Raw genomic sequence first — 21,253 nt, 5'->3', positions numbered from 1 at the left:
GCTACGTCTTCATCGAGACCAAATCCGGCGTGACGCGCTGCCAGATCAACAGAGACACCGTCGGCTGTGAGGCGCCCTTCACCAACTCCCCGCTGCAGGACGGCGAGCACGCCAACGGCGTCAGCATCAACAGCGGCGGCAAAGTGCAATGGGTGCTGGGCAACCTGGGCGCCATCCCGACGGTCACCATCGACTACAAGACCTACGCGGCGCAGGGCTGGACCATCATCGCCAACGCCGACGGCACCCGCTTCACCAACGACCAGACCAAGCACGGCATGTTCGTCAGCGTCGAGAAGGTCAACACGTTCTAGGGAGCCGAAAGATCAACCGTCCCAGACCAGATGGCCGTCGGGGCGGCGGCGGGCTCCCTCCGCGGGTCGGTGCGGACTGAGCCGGCCGTCGGGCATCAGGTGCCGCACGGGCACCCCGCGGCCCAGCACCGCGACGTCGGCGATCAGCCGCCGGTGACAGCGCCACCAGACGCTCTCGCTGCACATCACCGCCGTGGTGCGCCGGCCCGCATCGGCGAGAACGTCGTCCAGGGCCGCGTCGAACTCGGGCGTCCGGGTGTATGCGGCGTAGGCCCGGAACGCGGCCACCGTCCACCAGCTGTCCGGCTCCGGTTCTCCGGCCGCGATATGCCGGCGCCCGCCGAGGCGGGGCTCCCATCGGTAGCCGATGCTCCCTTGCGGCAGCCAGGATTCCAGGGCCTCGCGGCGCACGTCCGGATTGGTCCGGCTGGCCGGGTAGCGCCGCACGTCCACCACCAGCGCAACCCCCGCCCCGGCAAGCAACTCTGATAGCCGCTCCCGGCCGGCCGCCCCGTGCCCCACCGTCAGCAACACCGGTTCCATACGGACAGCTTGCCCGGGCGGACCGGGGCGCGATCTGAATTGATTATCAAGCCTGCGTTAGTAACCTTGCCGTTGAGTTCGGGAGGGGTGACGATGCGAACGGGATTGATCAGCGGTCGGGCGGGCGACTGACGACGCCATGCAACTGCAATACCTCAGCATCCCGGCGCTGATTGCCGCGGCCGGTGGCGACCCCTGGGCGATCAACGCAAGCTTGCAAGCGGGGAGCCCACTGCAGATTTCCAACCTCGCGGAGGCCTTTCGCAAAGCGGGGCGCTGCACACAAGAGGCCAACGACGCGTTCGAGCAGGCTCGCACCCGGTTCGAGGCCGCCTGGAATCACCGGGATGGCGATCATCCGATCACCGGCTCCGATGAAGTGCAGCGGGTGACGAAGGCCCTTGGGGCACAGTCGCTGCAGATTCCGAAGATCGGCGCGGACCTGGAGAACATCGCCGCGACCTTGGCCGAGGCGCAAAGAACCGCGGCCGGTCAGATCGCGTCGCTGGAAGCCCAGCTGCAGGAACTCGATGAGCTGATCGGCGAAGCCGACGAGATGGAAGACGACGACGACCTCACCCAGGCCGATATCGACGCGCTCGAAGCGTTCATCGCCGGCCGTGAACAAGACGCGATCCGCGACACCAAAACCGCGCTGGCCCGGCTGCAAGCGACGCGCGACGGCTACTCCAAGTCGTTTCAGGATGCGATGGGCACCCTGCACGCCGACGGTTATGACACCGTCGGCCCCCAGGCAGGACCGGCCCCGGCACCGTCCGACCAACCCGGCCCGGCACCGGCCGGCCAGCCCGGCGGGGGTCCCGCGTTGGCCCCGACGAAGGGGGAGGTGGCAACCGGGGCCGCGGGAGCGGTGGCCGGTGGCACCGCCGACGGCGTGCGCCAGGCGACTACGAAGTTGATCGCCGAGTCCCCCGGTACGGGTCCCGGGAAGGCGGATCCGGCGTTGTTGAGGTGGCTGGAAGACACGAGAATCGGCGGGGTCGAAATCCCGGGGTTCTCGCGGATCGGCGGTGTGGTCGGTGCGGCCAGCGCGGTACCGGCCGTCATGTCCGACATCAAAGACGGCAACTCCGTGCCGGAGGCGATCACCCGGGAGACTGTTGGTGTTGCCGCAGGAATGTATGCGGGCGCTGAGTTTGGCGCACTGATCGGTACAGCGATTCCGGTTCCTGTGGCAGGGACCGCGATCGGTCTGGTGACGGGCGCCGTCGTGGGTGCGGGCGCTGCCTTCGTGGCGTCCAAAGGGGTCGAAGTGCTCTGGCAGCCGGTCTCGGACGCGGTCGGGAGTGCGGTGCACGGCGTGGAATCTGTTTTCGGATTCGGGTAGGTCGACGGTGCGATTCGGTGAGTTCGTAGCGGAGAGCGGCGTCGATGTATTCCCGGCCGATCGGTTTGCCGGGTTCGTCGTCGCGGTGGGGCTGCCGCCACGGTGGGAACCCTTCAATTCCGCTGCCGGTGTACGGGTGTGGGCTTGGCGCGACGACCCGCGCATCGACGTGTTCTGCGCCAACGCGGTGTTGACGATGCATCGAGTCCAGGCCCCGCTGGACCCCGCTGAAGTGTTCGTCATGCTATGCGAGCAGCAGTTGCAGACGGCTCCGAGATGTCGTGAACTGCAACGCGAATTCACCGCGGCAGCCGAGGGCGTCGGTATGGTGGGGGCGCTCGCGATGCAAATCGCACATGAGCTCGGCACCATCGACTGCGCGTCACAGTCCCGGATCATCATGGCCGAAAAGGAGACGCTGATAGCCCAGCTGACGGTCACCGCGCTCCACGACTCGCCGGTAGATCGGACCCGGATCTGGCTGACTGCCCGACCGGGTCCGGCGGTAGTTCCGGCCTCCGCCGGTCCTCACCGCCCCCCGGGTAGCGGAACGCGAGAGGGGCACTGATGCCCGGCGGCAAACCAAAGCTCCGCTGGCGCGTGCTGCGCTATTCCTTCGGTGGTGCGTTGTGCCTGATGGCGGTGATCGACTCGGTGGTCGGTGCCCGTTGGTCTCTAGCTCTCGCCGTAGCTGTGGTCGGCGGCGTCATCCTCATCGGTCAGCGCCGGATCCTCCGTGCCGCGGTCAGCCGGACCGGTGACGAGATCGTCTGCCGCTACATCCCCTGGTACGAGGGCAGCGCCTACACCGTGACGCTACTGCTCCTGCTGATGGGCGTCGCCATGGTCGATTTGGGGTTCGCGCCCGGTAATCCGGCGTGGCTCCGGTACGGCGGCTTCCTGCTTCTAAGTGTGACCCCACTAACCGTGTGGGGCGTCGTGCGCATGTGGCGACGTTGTCTTCTGCGTTTCGGCCCGCGGACGTTGACCGTGCGACTGGTCGACCGCGGCAGCGAGCTGACCGAAATCCGGCGCGAACTGGTGCACTCGATCGAGCCCAAGATTGTGCCGAACGGCGTGAGCGGACAGTCACTGCAAGTCGAGATTGCCTATCGCGCAGCGGATCTGACCAGCAAGACGGTGCTGCTCGGTCTCCAATTGAGCGTCCAGCCCATCAACCTTTTTCACGCACTGCTGGCCTGGAAGGACGGCGCCGCCGACGCCCCGAGCGAGCTGTTGGATCGGGTAGAACGAATTCTCCGCGGTCATTCAACGGCCGACGTGTGACGGACCGGTCAGACCTTGGCGCCCAGCCCCGCGATCAGGTTGATCGTCACCGCCAGGACGACCGCCCCGAGGAGGTAGGACAGCAGCGCATGGCGCAAGACCGTCGCCCTGATCGTCGTCAGCCCGATCTCGGTGTCGGACACCTGGTAGGTCATCCCGACGGTGAAGGCCAGGTAGGCGAAGTCTCGGAAGCGCGGCGGCTCGGGGTCGTGGAAGTTGATGCCGCCCGGTTCGTCCGAGTAGTAGAGCCGCGCGTAGTGCACGGTGTACAGCGTGTGCACGGCGACCCAGGACGCGGCGACGGTCAAGATGCCGAAGACGGCGGCGGCCAGGGCTTCGTGGCCCGCGCGTGACCCCGCGGCCACCACGTAGCCGACCCCGCCCAGGCTCGCGACGCTCGCCGACAGGATCACCGCGTCGGCGATCCACCGGGTCGGGTCCTCCCGCGTCGCCCACCGGCAGGTCTGCTCGGCATTCATGCCGAGCACGATGAGCTGCGTCCACACCACGTACGTTCCGGCGGTGACGATCCAGCCGGCCAGCGCAAAACGCCAACCGGCGGTGTTGCCCACCACGACGGCGACGGCCACGCCGAGGGCCACGGAGACCAAGATCCGGACCGCGCCCGTGTCCCGAAACAACTTCACCAGGGAGTCCACCATCTTGACCTAACCACCAAACGCGGGTCGTCGGACCACGTTCGGGCGCTCATCCGCGTCGGCCCGGCCTAGGCATCAGGAGATTGGCAGGTGAGGTCAGTACGATCGGTGCCGTGGCATCCAATGGCCCACGCGACGACTTCCACAACCAGCCGACGCAGCATGGCGACTTCGGTGTGAGCGAACAGCCGCCTACCGGCGAAATTCCGCAACCCGCTCACCCGCCGCAGGGGTCCGAGCAGGCCGACGGCGGCGACCCGTTTGACCAGGAGAGCGAGCCGACCCCCTGGTATCGCAAGCCGGCGATGCTGATCGCCTGGCTGGTCTCCGTCGTGGTCCTGATCGGGCTCATCATCTTCGGCGTCATCGAACTCATCCACGGGCAGACCGGTGGCCACGGCCCCAACACGACGACGAGCACGACGCCGACCACCACCACGACCACGACGACGCCGACGACCACCACGACCACCACCACCACGTCCTCGCCCGGCAGCAGCGCCCAAGAGCCGCCTGCGCAGCAGCCGACGCAACAGCAGCCCACCGGGGGACAGACCCAGCAGCCCTCGCATCGCCACCATCTGCCGCAGCTGCCGCCGGTAATCACCGTTCCGGGGGTGCCGAATCCGGTCACCGTGCCGCCGGGCCTGCGTTAGCGAGTCGCGGCGAGCCCCGTCACGGTTCCATGGCAGCGCGCCGGAGAAGCCCTACACTCGCTGCAATCCACGGTCGCTACGGTGAGGACCACCGTGCGACGGCAACGGGACGACTGACACAGGGGTGCGGGACATGAGCGAGTCGCTCGGCCTATCGATCGGGGTGGCCAACTTGGTAGCGGCCCGCGCGGGCAGCGCTCCGATCACCCGCAGCTCGGTGCTGACCCTGTTCGAGCAGCGGCCCACCGAAGTCGGCCTGCCGGAAGAAAACCCGAACCTGACCGAACCCGGCCTGGTGCTGCGAGGGTTCGTCGAACGCGTCGGCGACCGGGCGCCGTTGGTGGCGGCCGACGGCACCAAGTACCTGGGCGCGGCGTTGACGGTCGAGGCGATCGAAGCGATGGCCCGGGCGGTCGGCTACGGGTCACCGATCACCATCGCCGTGCCCGCCTACTGGTCCGACGCCCAGTTCGCGGCGCTGCGGGAGGAGTTCTTCGCCCAGTCGGATCTGGCGCGCGGCGGGGTGGCACCGATGCTGGTTTCCGACGCCACGGCCGCGCTCGCGGCGCTGCGCGGCACGCCGGGATTCGGGGCCGACGGCGTAATCGCCCTGTGCGACTTCGGCGCCGGCGGCACCACCGTCACGCTGATGGATGCCAAGGCCGGCTTTGCGCCCGTCGGCCCTGCCGCGCGGAACACCGACTTCTCCGGCGATGCGATCGATCAGCTGATCCTCGATCACCTGCTGGCCTCCGACGTCAGCACCGCCATGCTCGGCGGGGCAGCACGGGTCGGGTCGCAGGCGCGCCTGCTCGGTGCCTGCCGGCGCGCGAAGGAGCAACTCTCGACGGCCGCGGTGGGCACCATCGCCGGGGCTTCGGGCGACGGCGCCCAGCTGACCCGCACCGAATTCGAGCAACTGCTCGCCGCGCCGCTGGACCGGTTCCTCACGTCGGTCGACGAGTCGTTGCGCCGCAACGGAATTGCGAACGCCGGGCTGAGCGCCGTGGCGATCACCGGCGGTGGCGCGAACATCCCGCTGCTCAAAGCGCGATTGTCGCAGCGCTTCGGGGTGCCGGTGCACAGCACCGCGCGGCCCGCGCTCAGCGCCGCCCTCGGCGCGGCGGTGCTCGGCCCGCACTACGCGTCGGGCGTCGCCCCGACCGCCGCGGCCGCGGCGGTGGAAACACCGACGGAAATGGTCGGCAACGCCGGGCTCGACATGACCCAGGCCGCCTGGGCCGCCCAAGCCACCGACGTCGACGACGCCCTGGCGTGGTCGCAAGACGCCGACAACGACGAGCCGGTGCCCTACACCGGCCGCGACGCCACCGGCGAATACGCCAACGAGGCAAGGGAATTCGACGACGCGACCGGCAGCCGCTACGCCACCGCCCAGGGGCGGCTGCCCTGGTACAAACGCACGGCGCTGGTGTTGAGCGTGGCCGGAGCGGGCGCGGCCGTGCTGGTGGCCCTGATCTTGGCGATCAATTTGTTGCTCACCAAGTCCACCCCCGTCACCCCGGGGCCTTCGACCAGCCCGGCACCGCCGCAAACGGTCACCATCACCGGACCCAACGACAGCACCACCGTCACGGTGATCCCCGCGCCGCCGCCGCCCACGCAGGCGCCGGCCACCACCACGACGCCCGCGCCGGAGCCGTCGACGACAACCACGACGACGGCGCCGCCGAGCACGACGACCACCACCGCGCCGCCCACCACGACGTCGCAGGCGACCACCACCGCGGCGCCGACGACCACCCGCACGCGGCCGTTCCCGCCCATCTTTCAACCGCCGTTCGGGCACTGACGAGCCGAATTACGCCCGGGCCGCCAAAGACCCCCGGCAAAAGGTCATTTAGCGAAATTTGGTGGCGCTCATCACTTCGACAGGCGTCACATTGGGTGAGTGGGTACTAATCAGCAGGCCAGAGGCACCGGTGAACTGCCAAGTTAGGGCAGCCTTTCTCGCGCTGAAAGCCGCGGAGATGTAACTATGAGCGGGGCTTAAGCAGGCAAATAAGCACAGCCGAATTTATCTATGCATTGGGGAGACCTTCTGTGACAACGCAGATGCTCATCAGGCTGATCGTGGGCATGGGCATGACGCTGGTCGTGGCCGCACTCGCCGCACGGCGTGTCCTGTGGCTGTTCAAGCTGATCACGTCCGGCAAGCCGGCCCCGGGACACACCGACGAGCCGGCCAAACGCGTCTGGGCCGAGGTCTCCGAGGTGTTCGGTCAGCGCAAGCTGCTGAAGTGGTCGATCCCCGGCCTGGCGCACTTCTTCACCATGTGGGGATTCTTCATCCTGCTCACGGTCTACATCGAGGCCTACGGGCTGCTGTTCCAGGACAACTTCCACATCCCGATCATCGGTCGCTGGGACGTGCTGGGCTTCCTGCAGGACTTCTTCGCGACCGCGGTCTTCCTCGGCATCGTCACCTTCGCCATCATCCGGTTGATGCGCAGCCCGAAGGAGATCGGACGTCAGTCACGGTTCTACGGCTCGCACACCGGCGGTGCCTGGCTGGTGCTGTTCATGATCTTCAACGTCGTCTTCACCTACGTGTTCGTGCGCGGAGCCGCGGTCAACAACGGCACGCTGCCCTACGGCAACGGCGCCTTCCTGTCACAGCTGTTCGGCGCCATCCTGCGCCCGCTGGGTCAGCCCGCCAACGAGATCATCGAGACGACGGCGCTGCTGCTGCACATCTTGGTCATGTTGGCGTTCCTGATCATCGTGCTGCACTCCAAGCACATGCACATCTTCACGGCGCCCATCAACGTCATCTTCAAGCGGCTGCCCAACGGCCTGGGCCCGCTGCTGCCGCTGGAGCACGACGGCAAACCGATCGACTTCGAAAACCCGCCGGACGACGCCGAATTCGGCCGCGGCAAGATCGAGGACTTCAGCTGGAAGGCCATGCTGGACTTCGCCACTTGTACCGAGTGCGGGCGCTGCCAGTCCCAGTGCCCGGCGTGGAACACCGGCAAGCCGCTGTCGCCCAAGCTCGTCATCATGGACCTGCGCGACCACTGGATGGCCAAGGCGCCCTACATCCTCGGTGACAAGGAGAGCCCGCTCGAGAGCACACCGGAGGGCGGAGTCGGCGAGAAGCTGTCCGGCGAGAAGCACGCCGAGGTCCACCACGTGCCCGAGTCGGGCTTCGGCCGCGTCATGGGGTCCGGCCCCGAGCAGGCCACCCGGCCGCTGGTGGGCACCGAGGAACAGGGCGGCGTCATCGACCCCGACGTGCTGTGGTCCTGCGTGTCCTGCGGCGCCTGCGTCGAGCAGTGCCCGGTGGACATCGAGCATGTCGATCACATCATCGACATGCGCCGCTACCAGGTGATGATGGAATCCGAGTTCCCCTCGGAGCTGTCGGTGCTGTTCAAGAACCTGGAAACCAAGGGCAACCCGTGGGGCCAGAACGCGTCGGACCGCACCAGCTGGATCGACGAGGTCGACTTCGACGTGCCGGTCTACGGCGAGGACGTCGACAGCTTCGACGGCTACGAGTACCTGTTCTGGGTGGGTTGCGCCGGCGCCTACGACGACAAGGCCAAGAAGACCACCAAGGCCGTCGCCGAGCTGCTGGCCATCGCCGGGGTGAAGTACCTGGTGCTCGGCACCGGCGAGACCTGCAACGGCGACTCCGCGCGCCGCTCGGGCAACGAGTTTCTGTTCCAGCAGCTCGCCCAGCAGGCCGTCGAGACGCTGGACGGACTGTTCGAGGGCGTGGAAACCGTCGACCGCAAGATCGTCGTCACCTGCCCGCACTGCTTCAACACCCTGGGCCGCGAGTACCGCCAGCTCGGCGCGAACTACTCGGTGCTGCACCACACCCAGCTGCTCAACCGCCTGATCCGGGACAACAAGCTGGTGCCGGTAACGCCGGTGTCCCAGGACATCACCTATCACGATCCCTGCTACCTGGGCCGGCACAACAAGGTCTACGAGGCGCCGCGTGAGCTGATCGGGGCCGCGGGGGCGAACCTGACCGAGATGCCACGCCATGCCGAGCGCAGCTTCTGCTGCGGCGCCGGCGGCGCGCGGATGTGGATGGAAGAGCACATCGGCAAGCGCATCAACCACGAACGCGTCGACGAGGCGCTGGCCACCGGGGCCGCCACCATCGCCACCGGCTGCCCCTTCTGCCGAGTGATGGTGACCGACGGTGTCAACGACCGTCAGGAAGAGGCCGGCCGCAGCGGTGTCGAGGTGCTCGATGTCGCGCAGATCCTGCTGGGATCCCTCGAGTACGACAAGGCGACGCTGCCGGAGAAGGGCACGGCCGCCAAGGAGGCCTCCGAAAGGGCCGAAGCGCGCGCGGCCGAGGCGCCCAAGGCCTCGACGGCCACCGCGACCGCACCCGCCGAGGCACCGGCCGAGGAGACACCCGCCGAGGAGGCACCCGCCGAGCCGGCCCCGAAGGCGCAGACCGCGGCCGCCCCCGCCAAGGGGCTGGGCATCGCCGGTGGGGCGAAGAAGCCGGGCGCCAAGAAGGCGGCGGCCGCATCGGCCGCAGAGGCCAAGGCGGACACCGCCGCACCCGTGAAGGGGCTGGGCATCGCCGGCGGCGCCAAGCGACCCGGCGCGAAGAAGGCCGCACCGGCCGCCGAGGCCGCCAAGACCGAGGCACCGGCCGAAGGCGGCGAAGCCAAGGCACCCGCCGCCCCGGTCAAGGGTCTGGGGCTGGCCGCGGGCGCCAAGCGACCCGGCGCCAAGAAGGCGGCACCGGCCGCCGCCAAGGCAGAGACGCCCAAGGCCGAAACCACGTCGGAAGCGGCCCCCGAAGCCGAGACCGAGACCAAGGCCGAAGCCAAGGCACCCGCGGCGCCGGTCAAGGGGCTGGGCATCGCCGCGGGCGCCAAGCGACCCGGCGCCAAGAAGGCGGCACCGGCGGCTGCCAAGGCCGAGGCCCCCAAGGCGGAAGCACCTGAAGCGGAAGCGCCCAAGGCGGAGGCTGCCAAGGCCGAAGCCGAGCCGGCGCCGAAAGCGGAGCCGGCAAAGGAGACCAACGGCGACGATGCACCGGCGCAGCCGCCGGTCAAAGGCCTGGGCATCGCCCGTGGGGCACGTCCCCCGGGCAAGCGCTGACCTGCGTCTTTGCCGCTTGACAGCAAATTTCAGTGGACAGTGATGGCACCATTAGTGGTGTGACCACCCATCACCTGCCCCTGCACGCGTCGGCTCATCACCGGCCGCAACGCAGTTTTGCGCAGTCGTCGAAGCTCCAGGACGTCCTGTACGAAATCCGCGGGCCGGTGCACGCCCAGGCCGCGCGGCTGGAGGCCGAGGGGCATCGCATCCTCAAGCTCAACATCGGCAACCCGGCGCCGTTCGGCTTCGAGGCGCCCGACGTGATCATGCGCGACATGATTCAGGCCCTGCCGTACGCCCAGGGCTACTCCGACTCGCAGGGCATCCTGCCCGCCCGCCGGGCCGTGGTGACCCGCTACGAGTTGGTCGACGGATTTCCCCGCTTCGACGTCGACGACGTCTATCTGGGCAACGGGGTGTCCGAGCTGATCACCATGACCCTGCAGGCCCTGCTCGACAACGGCGACGAGGTGCTGATCCCGTCGCCGGACTACCCGCTGTGGACGGCGTCGACCTCCCTGGCGGGCGGCACGCCCGTGCACTACCTGTGCGACGAGACGCAGGGCTGGCAGCCCGACATCGCCGACATGGAGTCCAAGATCACCGAGCGGACCAAGGCGCTGGTGGTGATCAACCCGAACAACCCGACCGGCGCGGTCTACACCAGCGAAGTCCTCACCCAGATAGTCGATCTGGCGCGCAAGCACGAGCTGCTGCTGCTCGCCGACGAGATCTACGACAAGATCCTCTACGACGACGCCAAGCACATCAACCTCGCCACGCTGGCGCCGGACATGCTGTGCCTGACCTTCAACGGCCTGTCCAAGGCCTACCGGGTGGCCGGCTATCGGGCCGGCTGGCTGGCAATCACCGGGCCCAAGGACCACGCCAGCAGCTTCATTGAGGGAATCAACCTGCTGGCCAATATGCGCCTGTGCCCCAATGTTCCGGCGCAGCACGCGATCCAGGTGGCCCTGGGCGGCTATCAGAGCATCGACGACCTGGTGCTGCCCGGCGGCCGGTTGCTCGAGCAACGCGACGTCGCATGGACCAAGCTCAACGAGATTCCGGGCGTGTCCTGCGTCAAGCCGGCCGGTGCGCTTTATGCGTTCCCCCGGCTGGACCCCGAGGTCTATGACATCGACGACGACGAACAGCTCGTCCTCGATCTGCTGCTGCAGGAAAAGATTCTGGTCACCCAGGGGACCGGCTTCAATTGGCCGGCACCGGATCACCTGCGCATCGTGACGCTGCCGTGGGCCCGCGATCTGGCGGCCGCGATCGAGCGGTTGGGCAATTTCCTGGTCGGCTATCGACCGTAGGCACCGGCGCGGGCGCCTCTAGTCTCGACCGGGTGACCCACTCGCACTCGCACAGCCTGCCGCCGGGCCCGTCCGCCGTCGATCCGTTGCCCGCCAGGATCGTCGTGGGGTTGTTGGTCGCGATCGGCGTCGCGGTCGCCGTCGGGGCGATCGTGTTGTGGCCCAGCCGGCAGCACGTCGACATCCCGATGCCGCTGCAGAACGCCGCCGGCGGCGCGGTGAGCACGCAGGCCGGGCACGTGCTGTCCAGCGGGATGGGCGACTGCGGCAGCGCGTCGGTCAGCCAGGTGCTCACCGGCGCGCCGCAACAGGCGCCGCCCGGCGCCGGACGCTGCGTGCTGACCCAGGTGTCGATCGACTCCGGCCCCAACGCCGGCGCCCAGACGCTGCTGGAGTCCTCCCCCGGCCCGGGACAGCCGAAATTCGCGGTGGGCGACCGCATTCGGCTCGTCCGCCAGGTCGATGACCAGGGCGCCACCAGCTACGCGTTCTACGACTTCGAACGTGGTTGGGCGCTCGCCGGTTTGGCGATCGCGTTCGCGGTGGTGATCGTGGCGGTGGCGCGGTGGCGCGGGCTGCTGGCCCTGGTGGGCATCGTGGTCGCGTTCGTGGTTTTGGTGACGTTTTTGCTGCCGGCGCTGCGCGACGGCGCGCCGGCGGTGCCGGTGGCGCTGGTCGCGTCGGCGGCCATCCTGTACGCGGTCATCTACCTCGCCCACGGGGTCAACCTGCGGACCAGCGCCGCCCTGCTGGGCACCCTGGCGGCCCTGTTGCTGGCCGCCGGATTATCCTGGGCGGCAATACAATTGGCGCAGCTGACCGGCTTGTCCGACGAGCAGAATAGCACGGTCAGCGCGTATCTGGGCAACGTGTCGATCGGCGGCCTGCTGCTGGCCGGCTTCATCATCGGGTCGCTCGGTGTACTCAACGACGTGACGGTGACCCAGGCCTCGACGGTGTTCGAGCTCGCCCACCTCGGCGGCTCGCGGCGGGCGATCTTCGTCGGCGCCATTCGGGTGGGGCGCGATCACATCGCCAGCACCGTCTACACCCTGGTGCTGGCTTACGCGGGTAGTTCGCTGCCGCTGCTGTTGCTGTTCAGCGTGGCCAACCGCTCGTTGACCGACGTGTTGACCAGCGAGAGCGTGGCCATCGAGATCGCCCGCTCCGCGGTGGGCGGCATGGCGTTGGCGTTGTCGGTACCGCTGACGACGGCGATCGCCGCGGTGCTGGCCAAACCTACTGAAAATGGCTCCGCTCCAACAGATCCAGCAGATAGCCGCCGTAGCCGGACTTGAGCAGGCTCTGGGCGCGCTCGGCCAGCTCGTCGTCGGTGATCCAGCCACGCCGCCACGCCACTTCCTCGGGCACGCTGACCTTCAGGCCCTGGCGGCGTTCCAGGGTGCGCACGAAGTCGCTGGCATCCAGCAGCGAGTCGAACGTCCCGGTGTCCAGCCAGGCCGTGCCGCGGGCCATCACCTCGACCGAGAGCCGGCCCCGGTTCAGGTAGATCTGGTTGACCTCGGTGATCTCGTACTCGCCGCGCGCCGATTTCTTGAGACCCTTGGCGATTTCGATCACGTCGTTGTCGTAGAAGTACAAACCCGGCACCGCGTAATTGGATTTCGGTGTCTTGGGCTTCTCCTCCAGCGACAGCGCCCTGCCGTCGTCGCTGAATTCGACGACACCGTAGGCCGACGGGTTGGCCACCCAGTACGCGAAAACCGCTCCGCCGCTGATGGATTGAAAGCGGCTCAGGCTGGTACCCAGGCCCGGGCCGTAGAAGATGTTGTCGCCCAACACCAATGCCACCGGCTCGTTGCCGATGTGGTCGGCACCCAGCACGAACGCCTGGGCCAGGCCGTCGGGCTTTTCCTGCGTCACGTAGGTGATGTTGACGCCGAATTGCGAGCCGTCGGCCAGCAGCCGCTGGAAGCCCGCCGCGTCGTGCGGGGTGGTGATCACCAGGATGTCGCGGATGCCGGCCATCATCAGGGTGGACAGGGGGTAGTAGACCATCGGTTTGTCGTAGACCGGCAGCAACTGCTTGCTGATGCCCGTGGTGATGGGATGCAGGCGGGTGCCCGACCCGCCGGCCAGGATGATTCCGCGCATGGATAGCTCCTAATGCCTTGATCGGCCCTACTCGACGGCGTCGGACGCGGTGAGCTCGGTGGCCGCCAGCGCCGAGCCCAGGCTGTCGTGCCGGAACACCGAGGTGACGTGGTCGCGCACGACGCGAAACGCCAACGCGTTGGTGGCCGCCTCCGGACCGTCGGGGCTGGTCGCTTTCTGTTCGGCGACGACGATGCCGTCGTGCACGTACAGCTGGCCGAGCTGGGTGCTCGCCCGGTGCGAGCCGGCCCAGCTGCGCAGCGCCTCGTGGCCTTGTGCGGCTCCGTGCGCGTCGCCAATCTCGATGTCATCGCTGGACAGCGCGGTCAACGTCTCGAGGTCTGCGGCGTTGAGGGCGTCATGCCATGCCAGAACGGTGGCGATCTCCGATGTGGTCATGGTGTGCAAATTACCGTGCGGCCCCGCGGCTAGAGAGGCGTACTGTCCAACCAGCGCTTCCACACGCCGTCGTCGCCGAACAGCTCGACGCCCGTGTCGGCCACCGGCCGCCGGCGCAGGATCGCCAGCAGCAGCTCGGTCGCGCCCCCGCGCAGCGCGGCGCTGCCCTTGCCGTGCTGGTGTGACCAGGCGACCCGGCCGTCTTCGACGGTGATCGTCCATTCGCCGGCCTCCCCCAGCGCGGGATCGGTGGCGTGCAGGTGCAGGGTGTCACCCTCCTCGAGCGGAAGCGGCGCGCCCTGGGCGCCCGCCTGGATCGCCACCCGCTCCAGCCATTCGGTGATGCCGTCGGCCGCCACCTCGGCGTCCAGGGTGTATTCGGCGCCCAGCGCGATCGCCGCGTCGGCCCGATGCACCGCGACCTCGTGCAACCGGCGCCGGATCCACCAGTTCGCCGGGCGCGACCCCAGAAACGTCCAGACCGGCGTTTGGACCCCGGTCAGTTCGACGGCGTCGATCAGCCGCTGGGCGCCGCCGTGCAGCCACGGGATGGCACCGGCGGGATCCGGCGGCGGCTTGCCGCCCTCCACCGTGCGGGGGTCGAGGTAGCTGTCGAGGCGCTGACTCACGATCTGCGCCGCCCAGCGATCGCCGCGCCCGACGTGGCGGAAGAGCTGGCGCAGGGTCCAGTCCGGGCAGGTGGGGACCGGCGTGGACTCGTCGACATCGCGGAAGAGCTCCCCGAAGGCCCGGTTCTCGTCGAGGAATTTTCCGGCATAGTCCACGCGGGTCAGGCTACTCGCCGGGCCGCGCGCCCGGCGGTCCCGCGTGCCTTGCGGCGACACCGGCGCGCACTGCAGACTTGTCGTCGATGTCCGGCCCGCCGAATGCCCTTGTCCCCGAGAGGTGCTCATGCCCGACGCCAATGTGAGCCTTCCGGTCGCCCGCACGGCGATCCGCGAGTTCTGGGAGCGCGAGGGTGCGCAATACGACCAGCGGGCCGCCCACGGCATCTCCTCGGAACCCGAACGTCGACGGTGGACGGACGCCCTGAGTCCGATCCCGCCGGCTTCCCGCGTGCTCGACGTCGCCACGGGCACCGGCTTTGTCGCGCTGTTGCTGGCCGAGCTGGGCCACCAGGTGACCGGCGTCGACGCATCCGAGGCCATGTTGGCGCACGCTCGCGCCAAGGCCGCCGACGGCCGGGTGGCGGTCACGTTCGTCGAGGGCGTGACCGAGAAGCTGCCGTTCGCCGACGCCAGTTTCGATGCCGTGACGGCCCGGCACTTCATCTGGACGGTGCTCGAGCCGCGGCGGGCCTTCGCCGAATGGCGCCGGGTGCTGGCCCCGCGTGGGCTGGTGATCGCCGACATTTCGCTGAATCCCCATGTGGCCGGGCATCACTACGCCGACGACGTCGCTGCCAGCCTGCCATTCCGCGAGATCCCGGATCCGGCACCGGTTGTCGACGCGCTGCGCTCGGCCGGGTTCGACGACGTCGACGTCGAGCTCTTCGACGACGGCGGCGAATACCCCCGCGCGGTGCTGTACGCCCGCACATGTTCGACTGAACCTGTTGTGCGGCAAGCTAATTGACATCGCGCGGCATGCGCGCCGGCATCCGACGGTGAATCGTTTGCGTTCAATCTGATTCCAACCGTCGCCGGCCGCGGGAAACCGCGCTGAGCTGGGCGGGCGCCGCGGATGATCCCGGCGGCGAGAAGGGCTGCGCTCGACCGGGACCCGGCACGGCAACGAAGATGGGGCGCGCGGGCGATCGTCGTCGCTGCGGTCTCTTTGTGCCCCACTCGCGCCGCTCATTTCGCCCGTCACGACGCTTGCGCGTGGACCCGGCCGGCCGACCATCGGAGACCCTCAATGACGATCGCAGCGCAGGGCAGCACCGATCTTTCGGCCCCGTCCGGCGGCGCGGAAGCCGGACCCGGCATGCGCAGGGTGGCCCTGGCCAGCCTCGCCGGCAGCGTGCTGGAGTGGTACGACTTCTTCCTCTACGGCTTCGCGGCCACCCTGGTCTTCGGTCCGCTGTTCTTCCCGCGCGCCTCCTCGACGGCCGGAGTGCTTGCCGCGCTTGGCACTTTCGCCGTCGGCTTCGTCGCCCGGCCGCTGGGCGGCGTGTTGTTCGGGCACCTGGGCGATCGCCTTGGGCGCAAGAAGATGCTGGTGGCCACGCTGTTGATCATGGGGATCCCGTCCTTTCTGATCGGACTGCTCCCCAGCTACGCCGCGATCGGCTGGGCGGCGCCCGCCCTGCTGGTGCTGTTGCGTTTCCTGCAGGGCGTCGGGCTGGGCGGTGAGTGGGCCGGGGCGGTGCTGGTGGTCACCGAGACCAGCCCCCAACACCGCAGCGGCTTTTGGGGATCGCTGGTGCAGACGGGCTCGGCCGTGGGCCAGGGGTTGGCCACCGGATCGCTGTTCATCCTGGCCTCGACGCTCAGCGAGCACAGCTTCGTAACGTGGGGCTGGCGGGTGCCGTTCCTGTTCGGCCTCGCGCTCGGTGTCGTGGGCCTGTTCATCCGGTTGCGGGTGATCGAGTCACCCGAGTTCACCGCGCTGCGGCGCAGCGGCGAGCTGTCACCGTTCCCGTTGCGCGAGGCGGTTCGCCAGCACGGCCGCACGATGCTGATCTGCTTTGCGGTCTATCTCGGCGGCGTGACGGTCCCGTTCTTCATCGAGACCGTGTTCCTCACCGGCTACGGCACCAAAACCCTTGGCCTGCCGTCATTTTCGGTGCTGCTGGGCATCTCGGCCGTGCACGTCACCGTGTTCTGGGCGTTGACCGTACTGGGCGGTTGGCTCGCCGATCGCTACGGCGCAGACAAGGTGATCCGCGACGGCCTGCTCGCACTGCTGACGCTGCCCGCGGCGGGGCTGCTGGGGGTGCTGGCCGCCTCGGCGACGCTGCCGTCGCTGCTGACAACCGAGGTGCTGATCGGCGCGCCGCTGTGGGTCGTCTGGGGCGCGCTGCCCAAATACCTCGCCGAGTCCTTCCCCGCCCGGGTGCGCTACACCGGAATGTCGTTGTCCGGCCAGAGCTCCACCATCATCGGCGGGCTCATTCCGCTGCTGCTCACCTCGGTGGTGGCCCACTACGGCGGGGCGTTGTGGCCGGTCGCGGTGACCACCACCGCCGTGGCGGCTATCGGCCTGGTCGCGTCGCAGCTGGGCTCACCGGCCCACGCCCGCGAGCGGGTGTCAGGCAGCCCCGAAGAACTCGCCCTCTAGCGGCTCCGAGCGGCGTCCGTCGGGCCCCACCGGGATGTCGCCGACCAGCGTGATGCGGTGCAGCACCCGCTCCTGGCCCAGGTGCTCGTAATCGCGCGGGGCGAGGTGCAGCGTGGCCCGATTGTCCCAGAACGCAACGCTTCCCGGCTCCCACTTGAACCGGACCGAGTACTCCGGCCGGGCGATCTGCTCGAACAACAGGTCCAGGACGTACCGGCTTTCCCGGGGCGACAGGTCGACGATCTCCCGGGTGAAGAACTGATTGACGTAGACCACCTTCTCGCCGGTCTCGGGATGCACCCGCACCACCGGATGGATCGACGCCAGCGGATTGCTGCGCACCAGGTCCCCGATCTTGGCGCCGCTGCGCTCGAAGGACAAGGTGGCGCCGAACCGGTGCTCGGCGCGCAGCCCGTCGATGAATTCGCGAATCAACGGGGAAAGGCCTTGGTAGACGGCCGCCACATTGGTGAACAGCGTGTCACCGCCGAAGGGCGGGACCACTTCGGCGCGCAGTATCGAATGCGACGGCGGGTTGATCAGAGGTGTCACATCGGCATGCCAGTTGGGGCCGTTCCAGCCCTCCTTATGCCGGTACTCCGAACCGTACCGGCGGTCGTAGGCTGACGGCGACACGGTATGGATCTGCGGGAAACCCTCGGGCGCGGAATCGCCTTCGTAGGGATGGGCCGAGGTGACCTCTCCGAATTGGGCACCGAAAGCGATCTGCGTGGCGTGGTCGAGTTCCTGGTCGCGGAAGAACACCACCTTCCACCTGTGCAGGGCCGACCGGATGACGGCCTTTTCCGCTTCGCTCAGCGGCGCGGCCAGGTCGACGCCGTCGATCACGGCCCCCGTCCAGCCCGACAGCGGAACGACTTCGATATTGGTTTCGGTGGCAGCGGTCGTCGTCAAATCGCTCAATCCTGTCAAGTGTTTGAAAATGCATGCGGTATAGCCTTTTTGAGGCTATCGACAATGCCACCACCGGCAAGCGTTTGTATCGTGCTGAAGGAAAGCCCGCAGCGCTCGGCGTCAGGGCCGCGGCGCGCCCAGGCGGTAGACCCGCCAGCCCGCCCGCTGCCAGCGGGCGGCGTCCAGGCAGTTGCGGCCGTCCACGACGACGCGGGCGCGGACCCGGTCGGCCAAATCGTCGGGATCCATGTCGACGAACTGGCGCCATTCGGTGAGCACCAGCACCGCATCGGCGCGCTCGCAGGCCTCTTCGACCGAAACCGCGTAGTTCAGCGTCGGGAATAGTCGCTGCGCGTTGTCCAGGGCCTTGGGGTCATAGACGTTGACGGCGGCCCCGTTGAGCTGCAGCTGGCCCGCGACGTTGAGCGCGGGTGAGTCACGCACATCGTCGGATTCGGGTTTGAAGGCGGCACCGAGGACGGCGATGTTGGCGCCCAGCAGCGAGCCGCCGCAGGCCGCGCTGGCCAGTTCTACCATTCGGGTGCGGCGGCGCATGTTGATGCTGTCGACCTCGCGCAGGAACGTCAGCGCCTGGTCGGCGCCCAGCTCGCCGGCGCGCGCCATGAAGGCCCGGATGTCCTTGGGCAGGCAGCCTCCGCCGAAACCCAAACCGGCATTGAGGAATTGGCGTCCGATCCGTGGGTCGTAGCCGAGCGCATCGGCCAGCAGGCTGACGTCCGCGCCGGCCGCCTCGCACACCTCGGAAATGGCGTTGATGAACGAAATCTTCGTTGCCAGAAAGGCATTGGCGGAAACCTTGACCAGCTCCGCGGTCTGCAGATCCGTCACCAGGAACGGCACCCCGGCGTCGAGCAGCGGACCGTACAACTCGCGAACGGCGGCCTCGGCGCGCGTCGAATCCGGTTTGATGCCCAGCACGATCCGGTCCGGGTTGAGCGTGTCCTGCACGGCGTAGCCTTCGCGAAGGAACTCCGGGTTCCAAGCGATTTCGACGTCGACCCCTTGGGGAGCCAGCCCGGCGGCCCGCTGGTTGAGCTCGGCCGCGGTGCCCACCGGGACCGTCGACTTGCCGACCAGCACCGCCGAGGTCGTCAGCCGCGGCACCAGCGCATCGATGACGGCATACACGTGGCGCAGATCAGCGCCGTATTCGCCCTTCTTCTGCGGGGTGCCCACGCCCAGGAAGTGCACGTCGGCGAAGTCGGCCGCCGCGTCGTAGTCGGTGCTGAACCGTAGCCGGCCGGCGGCCAGGTTCTCCTGCAACAACTTTCGCAGGCCCGGCTCGTAGAAGGGGATGTCGCCCCCGGCGAGCTTGGCCACCTTGCCGGGGTCGATGTCGATCCCGAGCACGTCGTGTCCCAGAGCCGCCATCCCAACCGCGTGGGTGGCACCGAGGTAACCCGTGCCGAACACGGTGCATCGCATACAACCGGTGTAGGCGGCCCCGATGAGCTGACTGCATCGCAGGGCTAATCGGGAGGCAAACGGCAGATGACAGATGGCTGCCGTCAGGCCCTAGTCGCTCGCTGGGGGTTAGTGGCGACCGAAGCCGCCGTGACCTCCGCCGAAGCCGGGGAAGCCGCCACCGCCGCCGCCGCCGTGGCCACCGCCGCCGCCGGGGAGTCCGGGGAAGCCGCCGCCGCCACCACCGTGTCCGCCGCCACCGTGCGGCCCGTCGTCACCGCCGCCGTGCGGACCGAAGCCGCCTCCGGGAGGTCCGCCGAAGCCCGGCCCGCCAAGGCCCGGGATCGGCAGCGGGATGGGCACCGGGATAGGCGCCACCGCGGGCGGAGGGGGCGGCGGAGCCACCGGCACCGGCGCGGGAGCCTCCGGCACCGGCACGGGTGCGGGAGCCGCCGGCGCGGGCGCGGGCGCCTCGGGGGCTGGAGCGGGCGCAGGGGCGGCCGCCGGAGCTGGAGCGGGCGCCTCGGGCGCCGGAGCGGGTGCCGCGGGCGCGGGTGCCTGCTCGGGAGCGGGAGCCGCGGGCGCCGGGGCCGGCCGGGTGGGCGCCACCACGACGTTCTGATTAGGGCTGGGCCGCACGTTGGCCGTCGGCCGGATGGCGATGGCCAACGACACGACCAGCGCCACCACGCCGATGACGAAGATCGCCGCCACCGCGCTTCCGACCAGCCGGAACGAGCTGCGCTCGTGGTAGTCCGCGTCGACCAGCGCCGTCGCGGCGGTCTGCGAGCCGGTGAAGAACTCGTCGGGATCGTCGGGCACGGCGCTGTAGGCGAGTCCGTCCGCGCCGGCCTCACCCGGGGTTTCGAAGTAGCCCGGCGCAACGGCCAACGGGTTGATCGCGCCGGTGCCGGGATCCTGCGCGTAGGCCAGGGCCGCGGTGGACGACGAGAACAGCGGGGCGTTCGCCGACGCCAGCGCCGCGCCGCGGGCCAGGGCCGTGTCCGGCTCCTCGGGCGCCGTCAGCGGCAGCGTGGTCGCCGCCTCGAGGGCGGGCTTGATCATCGGGATGTCGATGCCGGAGCCGACGACGAACACGGCGTCCGGGCGCGTCTCCAAGTTCTCCGCGCTGGACACCATCGCGGCCAGCTGGGCGACGGCCGCCTCGTCGTCGGCGGGCAGGGCCTGCCGCTGGACGTCGGCGACGGATCCGTCGGCGCTGTTGACGACCGCCAGCGTCGCGGTGTCGGGCTCGATGTAAAGCAGCGCCGTATTCGCGTAGTTGGTCTGGTGACCAACCGCCTGCGCCAGCGCGGCCGCGGCCAAAAAGGCGGAGACGAGCATCACATTTTCGACCTTGTGGGCCGCCAGCTTGTCGCGCAGCGCGGCGGCCTCGAGCGGGTCGGTGAACGTGACGCCGGTCGACGCCAGTTGATAGCCGCCCTCTGCCGCGCCCTGACGGGTCCCCAAGATGGCCGAAACTACCTGGTCCGAGGCGGTTACCGTTGCTGCATCGGCAGCGGCGGCGACGTCGAAATTGTCTTCGTCGACGGTCGCGCCGTCGCCGTTTTCCCCCTCGACCAGCACCATCCGGACTGCCGTCGGCGCCATCGACACACCAAGTACGGTGTCCAAAGCTCCTCCAATAGTCGGTTGCTAGCCAATAACGGTGAGGGCGGGCTCGTCGCACGAATTGGTGGCGCGAGAGATCGCTTGGTCCCCACCGTTATTCCCCTAGTAACCCGATTTTACGCTCGTTCGCCGCCGCGGGGGTGGCCCGGGACCGGGCCTCGGCCGGCCTACGGGGACGGAATCCCAGGCCCCAGATGGCGGTGCAGCCAGTCGTCGTAGTAGGTGATGCGCGGTCCCACCGGATCGGCCCGCAGCAGCGGATCGAGGATGGCCCCGCTCAGCGTGA

The 21,253-nt window shown here is 68.8% G+C and carries 18 protein-coding genes and 2 pseudogenes; 11 read left to right on the top strand and 9 right to left on the bottom strand.

The window, feature by feature from the left end:
• Positions 1-314: pseudogene (locus A5646_RS14820) on the top strand (hypothetical protein); the annotation flags it as partial.
• A 12-nt stretch (positions 315-326) separates the two neighbouring features.
• On the opposite strand, the gene A5646_RS14815 reads toward A5646_RS14820, so the two are convergent.
• The gene (locus A5646_RS14815; protein WP_066865927.1) at positions 327-848 is read right to left on the bottom strand and encodes a DUF488 family protein; all 522 of its coding nucleotides are present in this window, start codon (positions 846-848) and stop codon (positions 327-329) included.
• A 148-nt stretch (positions 849-996) separates the two neighbouring features.
• Between A5646_RS14815 and A5646_RS14810 the strand changes: the two genes are divergently transcribed.
• Genes A5646_RS14810 through A5646_RS14800 form a run of 3 tightly spaced genes read left to right on the top strand, consistent with a single transcriptional unit; the run spans position 997 to position 3,492 of the window.
• Entirely contained in the window at positions 997-2,205 is a 1,209-nt protein-coding gene (locus A5646_RS14810) for a hypothetical protein (RefSeq protein WP_067022314.1), read from the top strand.
• Between the two features lie 7 nt (positions 2,206-2,212).
• Entirely contained in the window at positions 2,213-2,773 is a 561-nt protein-coding gene (locus A5646_RS14805; RefSeq protein WP_067022312.1) for a hypothetical protein, read from the top strand.
• The gene (locus tag A5646_RS14800; protein WP_067022310.1) at positions 2,773-3,492 is read left to right on the top strand and encodes a hypothetical protein; all 720 of its coding nucleotides are present in this window, start codon (positions 2,773-2,775) and stop codon (positions 3,490-3,492) included. The genes A5646_RS14805 and A5646_RS14800 overlap by 1 nt, the downstream gene beginning before the upstream one ends.
• Positions 3,493-3,500: 8 nt before the next feature.
• Here A5646_RS14800 and A5646_RS14795 read toward each other — a convergent pair whose 3' ends face one another.
• A complete protein-coding gene (locus tag A5646_RS14795) occupies positions 3,501-4,154 on the bottom strand; it encodes a DUF1345 domain-containing protein (protein ID WP_067022308.1) in 654 nt (217 codons plus the stop codon).
• 110 nt (positions 4,155-4,264) lie between these two features.
• Between A5646_RS14795 and A5646_RS29475 the strand changes: the two genes are divergently transcribed.
• The 5 genes from A5646_RS29475 (at position 4,265) to A5646_RS14770 (ending at position 12,536) form a co-directional block, all read left to right on the top strand.
• A complete protein-coding gene (locus A5646_RS29475; RefSeq protein ID WP_067022306.1) occupies positions 4,265-4,807 on the top strand; it encodes a hypothetical protein in 543 nt (180 codons plus the stop codon).
• Positions 4,808-4,940: 133 nt separating this feature from the next.
• The gene (locus A5646_RS14785; RefSeq protein ID WP_067022304.1) at positions 4,941-6,620 is read left to right on the top strand and encodes an Hsp70 family protein; all 1,680 of its coding nucleotides are present in this window, start codon (positions 4,941-4,943) and stop codon (positions 6,618-6,620) included.
• 251 nt (positions 6,621-6,871) lie between these two features.
• Positions 6,872-9,913, top strand: a complete 3,042-nt coding sequence (locus A5646_RS14780; RefSeq protein WP_067022302.1) for a (Fe-S)-binding protein — start codon at positions 6,872-6,874, stop codon at positions 9,911-9,913.
• 32 nt (positions 9,914-9,945) lie between these two features.
• On the top strand, positions 9,946-11,238 hold the full coding sequence (locus tag A5646_RS14775; RefSeq protein WP_066862361.1) for a pyridoxal phosphate-dependent aminotransferase: 1,293 nt from the start codon (positions 9,946-9,948) through the stop codon (positions 11,236-11,238).
• Positions 11,239-11,270: 32 nt separating this feature from the next.
• Positions 11,271-12,536: a YibE/F family protein gene (locus tag A5646_RS14770; RefSeq protein ID WP_067022300.1), complete on the top strand. Its 1,266-nt coding sequence runs from the start codon at positions 11,271-11,273 to the stop codon at positions 12,534-12,536.
• On the opposite strand, the gene rfbA is transcribed toward A5646_RS14770, so the two are convergent.
• The 3 genes from rfbA to A5646_RS14755 are packed head-to-tail and all read right to left on the bottom strand — an operon-like array spanning position 12,478 to position 14,537.
• Positions 12,478-13,353 (bottom strand): glucose-1-phosphate thymidylyltransferase RfbA, encoded by an 876-nt coding sequence (gene rfbA / locus A5646_RS14765; RefSeq protein WP_067022298.1) that lies wholly within the window; start codon positions 13,351-13,353, stop codon positions 12,478-12,480. The two genes, A5646_RS14770 and rfbA, sit on opposite strands and share 59 nt — an antisense overlap.
• A 27-nt stretch (positions 13,354-13,380) precedes the next feature.
• The gene (locus tag A5646_RS14760) at positions 13,381-13,752 is read right to left on the bottom strand and encodes a nuclear transport factor 2 family protein (RefSeq protein ID WP_067022296.1); all 372 of its coding nucleotides are present in this window, start codon (positions 13,750-13,752) and stop codon (positions 13,381-13,383) included.
• 29 nt (positions 13,753-13,781) lie between these two features.
• Positions 13,782-14,537 (bottom strand): maleylpyruvate isomerase family mycothiol-dependent enzyme, encoded by a 756-nt coding sequence (locus tag A5646_RS14755; RefSeq protein ID WP_067022318.1) that lies wholly within the window; start codon positions 14,535-14,537, stop codon positions 13,782-13,784.
• Positions 14,538-14,664: 127 nt separating this feature from the next.
• Between A5646_RS14755 and A5646_RS14750 the strand changes: the two genes are divergently transcribed.
• Positions 14,665-15,348, top strand: coding sequence for a class I SAM-dependent methyltransferase (locus A5646_RS14750; protein ID WP_067022320.1), 684 nt, complete (start codon positions 14,665-14,667; stop codon positions 15,346-15,348).
• A gap of 282 nt (positions 15,349-15,630) precedes the next feature.
• Positions 15,631-16,995, top strand: coding sequence for an MFS transporter (locus A5646_RS14745; protein ID WP_067022294.1), 1,365 nt, complete (start codon positions 15,631-15,633; stop codon positions 16,993-16,995).
• On the opposite strand, the gene A5646_RS14740 is transcribed toward A5646_RS14745, so the two are convergent.
• The 4 genes and pseudogenes from A5646_RS14740 to A5646_RS29000 form a co-directional block, all read right to left on the bottom strand.
• The gene (locus tag A5646_RS14740) at positions 16,966-17,910 is read right to left on the bottom strand and encodes a TauD/TfdA family dioxygenase (RefSeq protein WP_067022316.1); all 945 of its coding nucleotides are present in this window, start codon (positions 17,908-17,910) and stop codon (positions 16,966-16,968) included. The two genes, A5646_RS14745 and A5646_RS14740, sit on opposite strands and share 30 nt — an antisense overlap.
• 120 nt (positions 17,911-18,030) lie before the next feature.
• Entirely contained in the window at positions 18,031-19,356 is a 1,326-nt protein-coding gene (locus A5646_RS14735; RefSeq protein ID WP_067022292.1) for a UDP-glucose/GDP-mannose dehydrogenase family protein, read from the bottom strand.
• A 108-nt stretch (positions 19,357-19,464) separates the two neighbouring features.
• Positions 19,465-20,946, bottom strand: coding sequence for a hypothetical protein (locus A5646_RS14730; RefSeq protein ID WP_231998332.1), 1,482 nt, complete (start codon positions 20,944-20,946; stop codon positions 19,465-19,467).
• A gap of 230 nt (positions 20,947-21,176) precedes the next feature.
• Positions 21,177-21,253 (bottom strand): annotated as a pseudogene (locus A5646_RS29000) (TIGR03089 family protein); the annotation flags it as partial.

Origin of the sequence: Mycobacterium sp. 1245499.0, from assembly GCF_001673615.1 — a bacterium.
Taxonomy (GTDB): domain Bacteria; phylum Actinomycetota; class Actinomycetes; order Mycobacteriales; family Mycobacteriaceae; genus Mycobacterium; species Mycobacterium europaeum_A.
Note: the sequence above shows the minus strand (reverse complement) of the source record. Positions and strands in the feature narration are given on the sequence as shown.

Excerpts from the sequence above, each read along its gene's own strand:
- A5646_RS14760 (WP_067022296.1), bottom strand. The coding sequence starts at position 13,752 with ATGACCACATCGGAGATCGCCACCGTTCTGGCATGGCATGACGCCCTC.
- A5646_RS14800 (WP_067022310.1), top strand. The coding sequence starts at position 2,773 with ATGCCCGGCGGCAAACCAAAGCTCCGCTGGCGCGTGCTGCGCTATTCC.
- A5646_RS14730 (WP_231998332.1), bottom strand. The coding sequence starts at position 20,946 with ATGGCGCCGACGGCAGTCCGGATGGTGCTGGTCGAGGGGGAAAACGGC.
- A5646_RS14795 (WP_067022308.1), bottom strand. The coding sequence starts at position 4,154 with ATGGTGGACTCCCTGGTGAAGTTGTTTCGGGACACGGGCGCGGTCCGG.
- rfbA (WP_067022298.1), bottom strand. The coding sequence starts at position 13,353 with ATGCGCGGAATCATCCTGGCCGGCGGGTCGGGCACCCGCCTGCATCCC.
- A5646_RS14750 (WP_067022320.1), top strand. The coding sequence starts at position 14,665 with ATGCCCGACGCCAATGTGAGCCTTCCGGTCGCCCGCACGGCGATCCGC.
- A5646_RS14810 (WP_067022314.1), top strand. The coding sequence starts at position 997 with ATGCAACTGCAATACCTCAGCATCCCGGCGCTGATTGCCGCGGCCGGT.
- A5646_RS14735 (WP_067022292.1), bottom strand. The coding sequence starts at position 19,356 with ATGCGATGCACCGTGTTCGGCACGGGTTACCTCGGTGCCACCCACGCG.
- A5646_RS14785 (WP_067022304.1), top strand. The coding sequence starts at position 4,941 with ATGAGCGAGTCGCTCGGCCTATCGATCGGGGTGGCCAACTTGGTAGCG.
- A5646_RS14745 (WP_067022294.1), top strand. The coding sequence starts at position 15,631 with ATGACGATCGCAGCGCAGGGCAGCACCGATCTTTCGGCCCCGTCCGGC.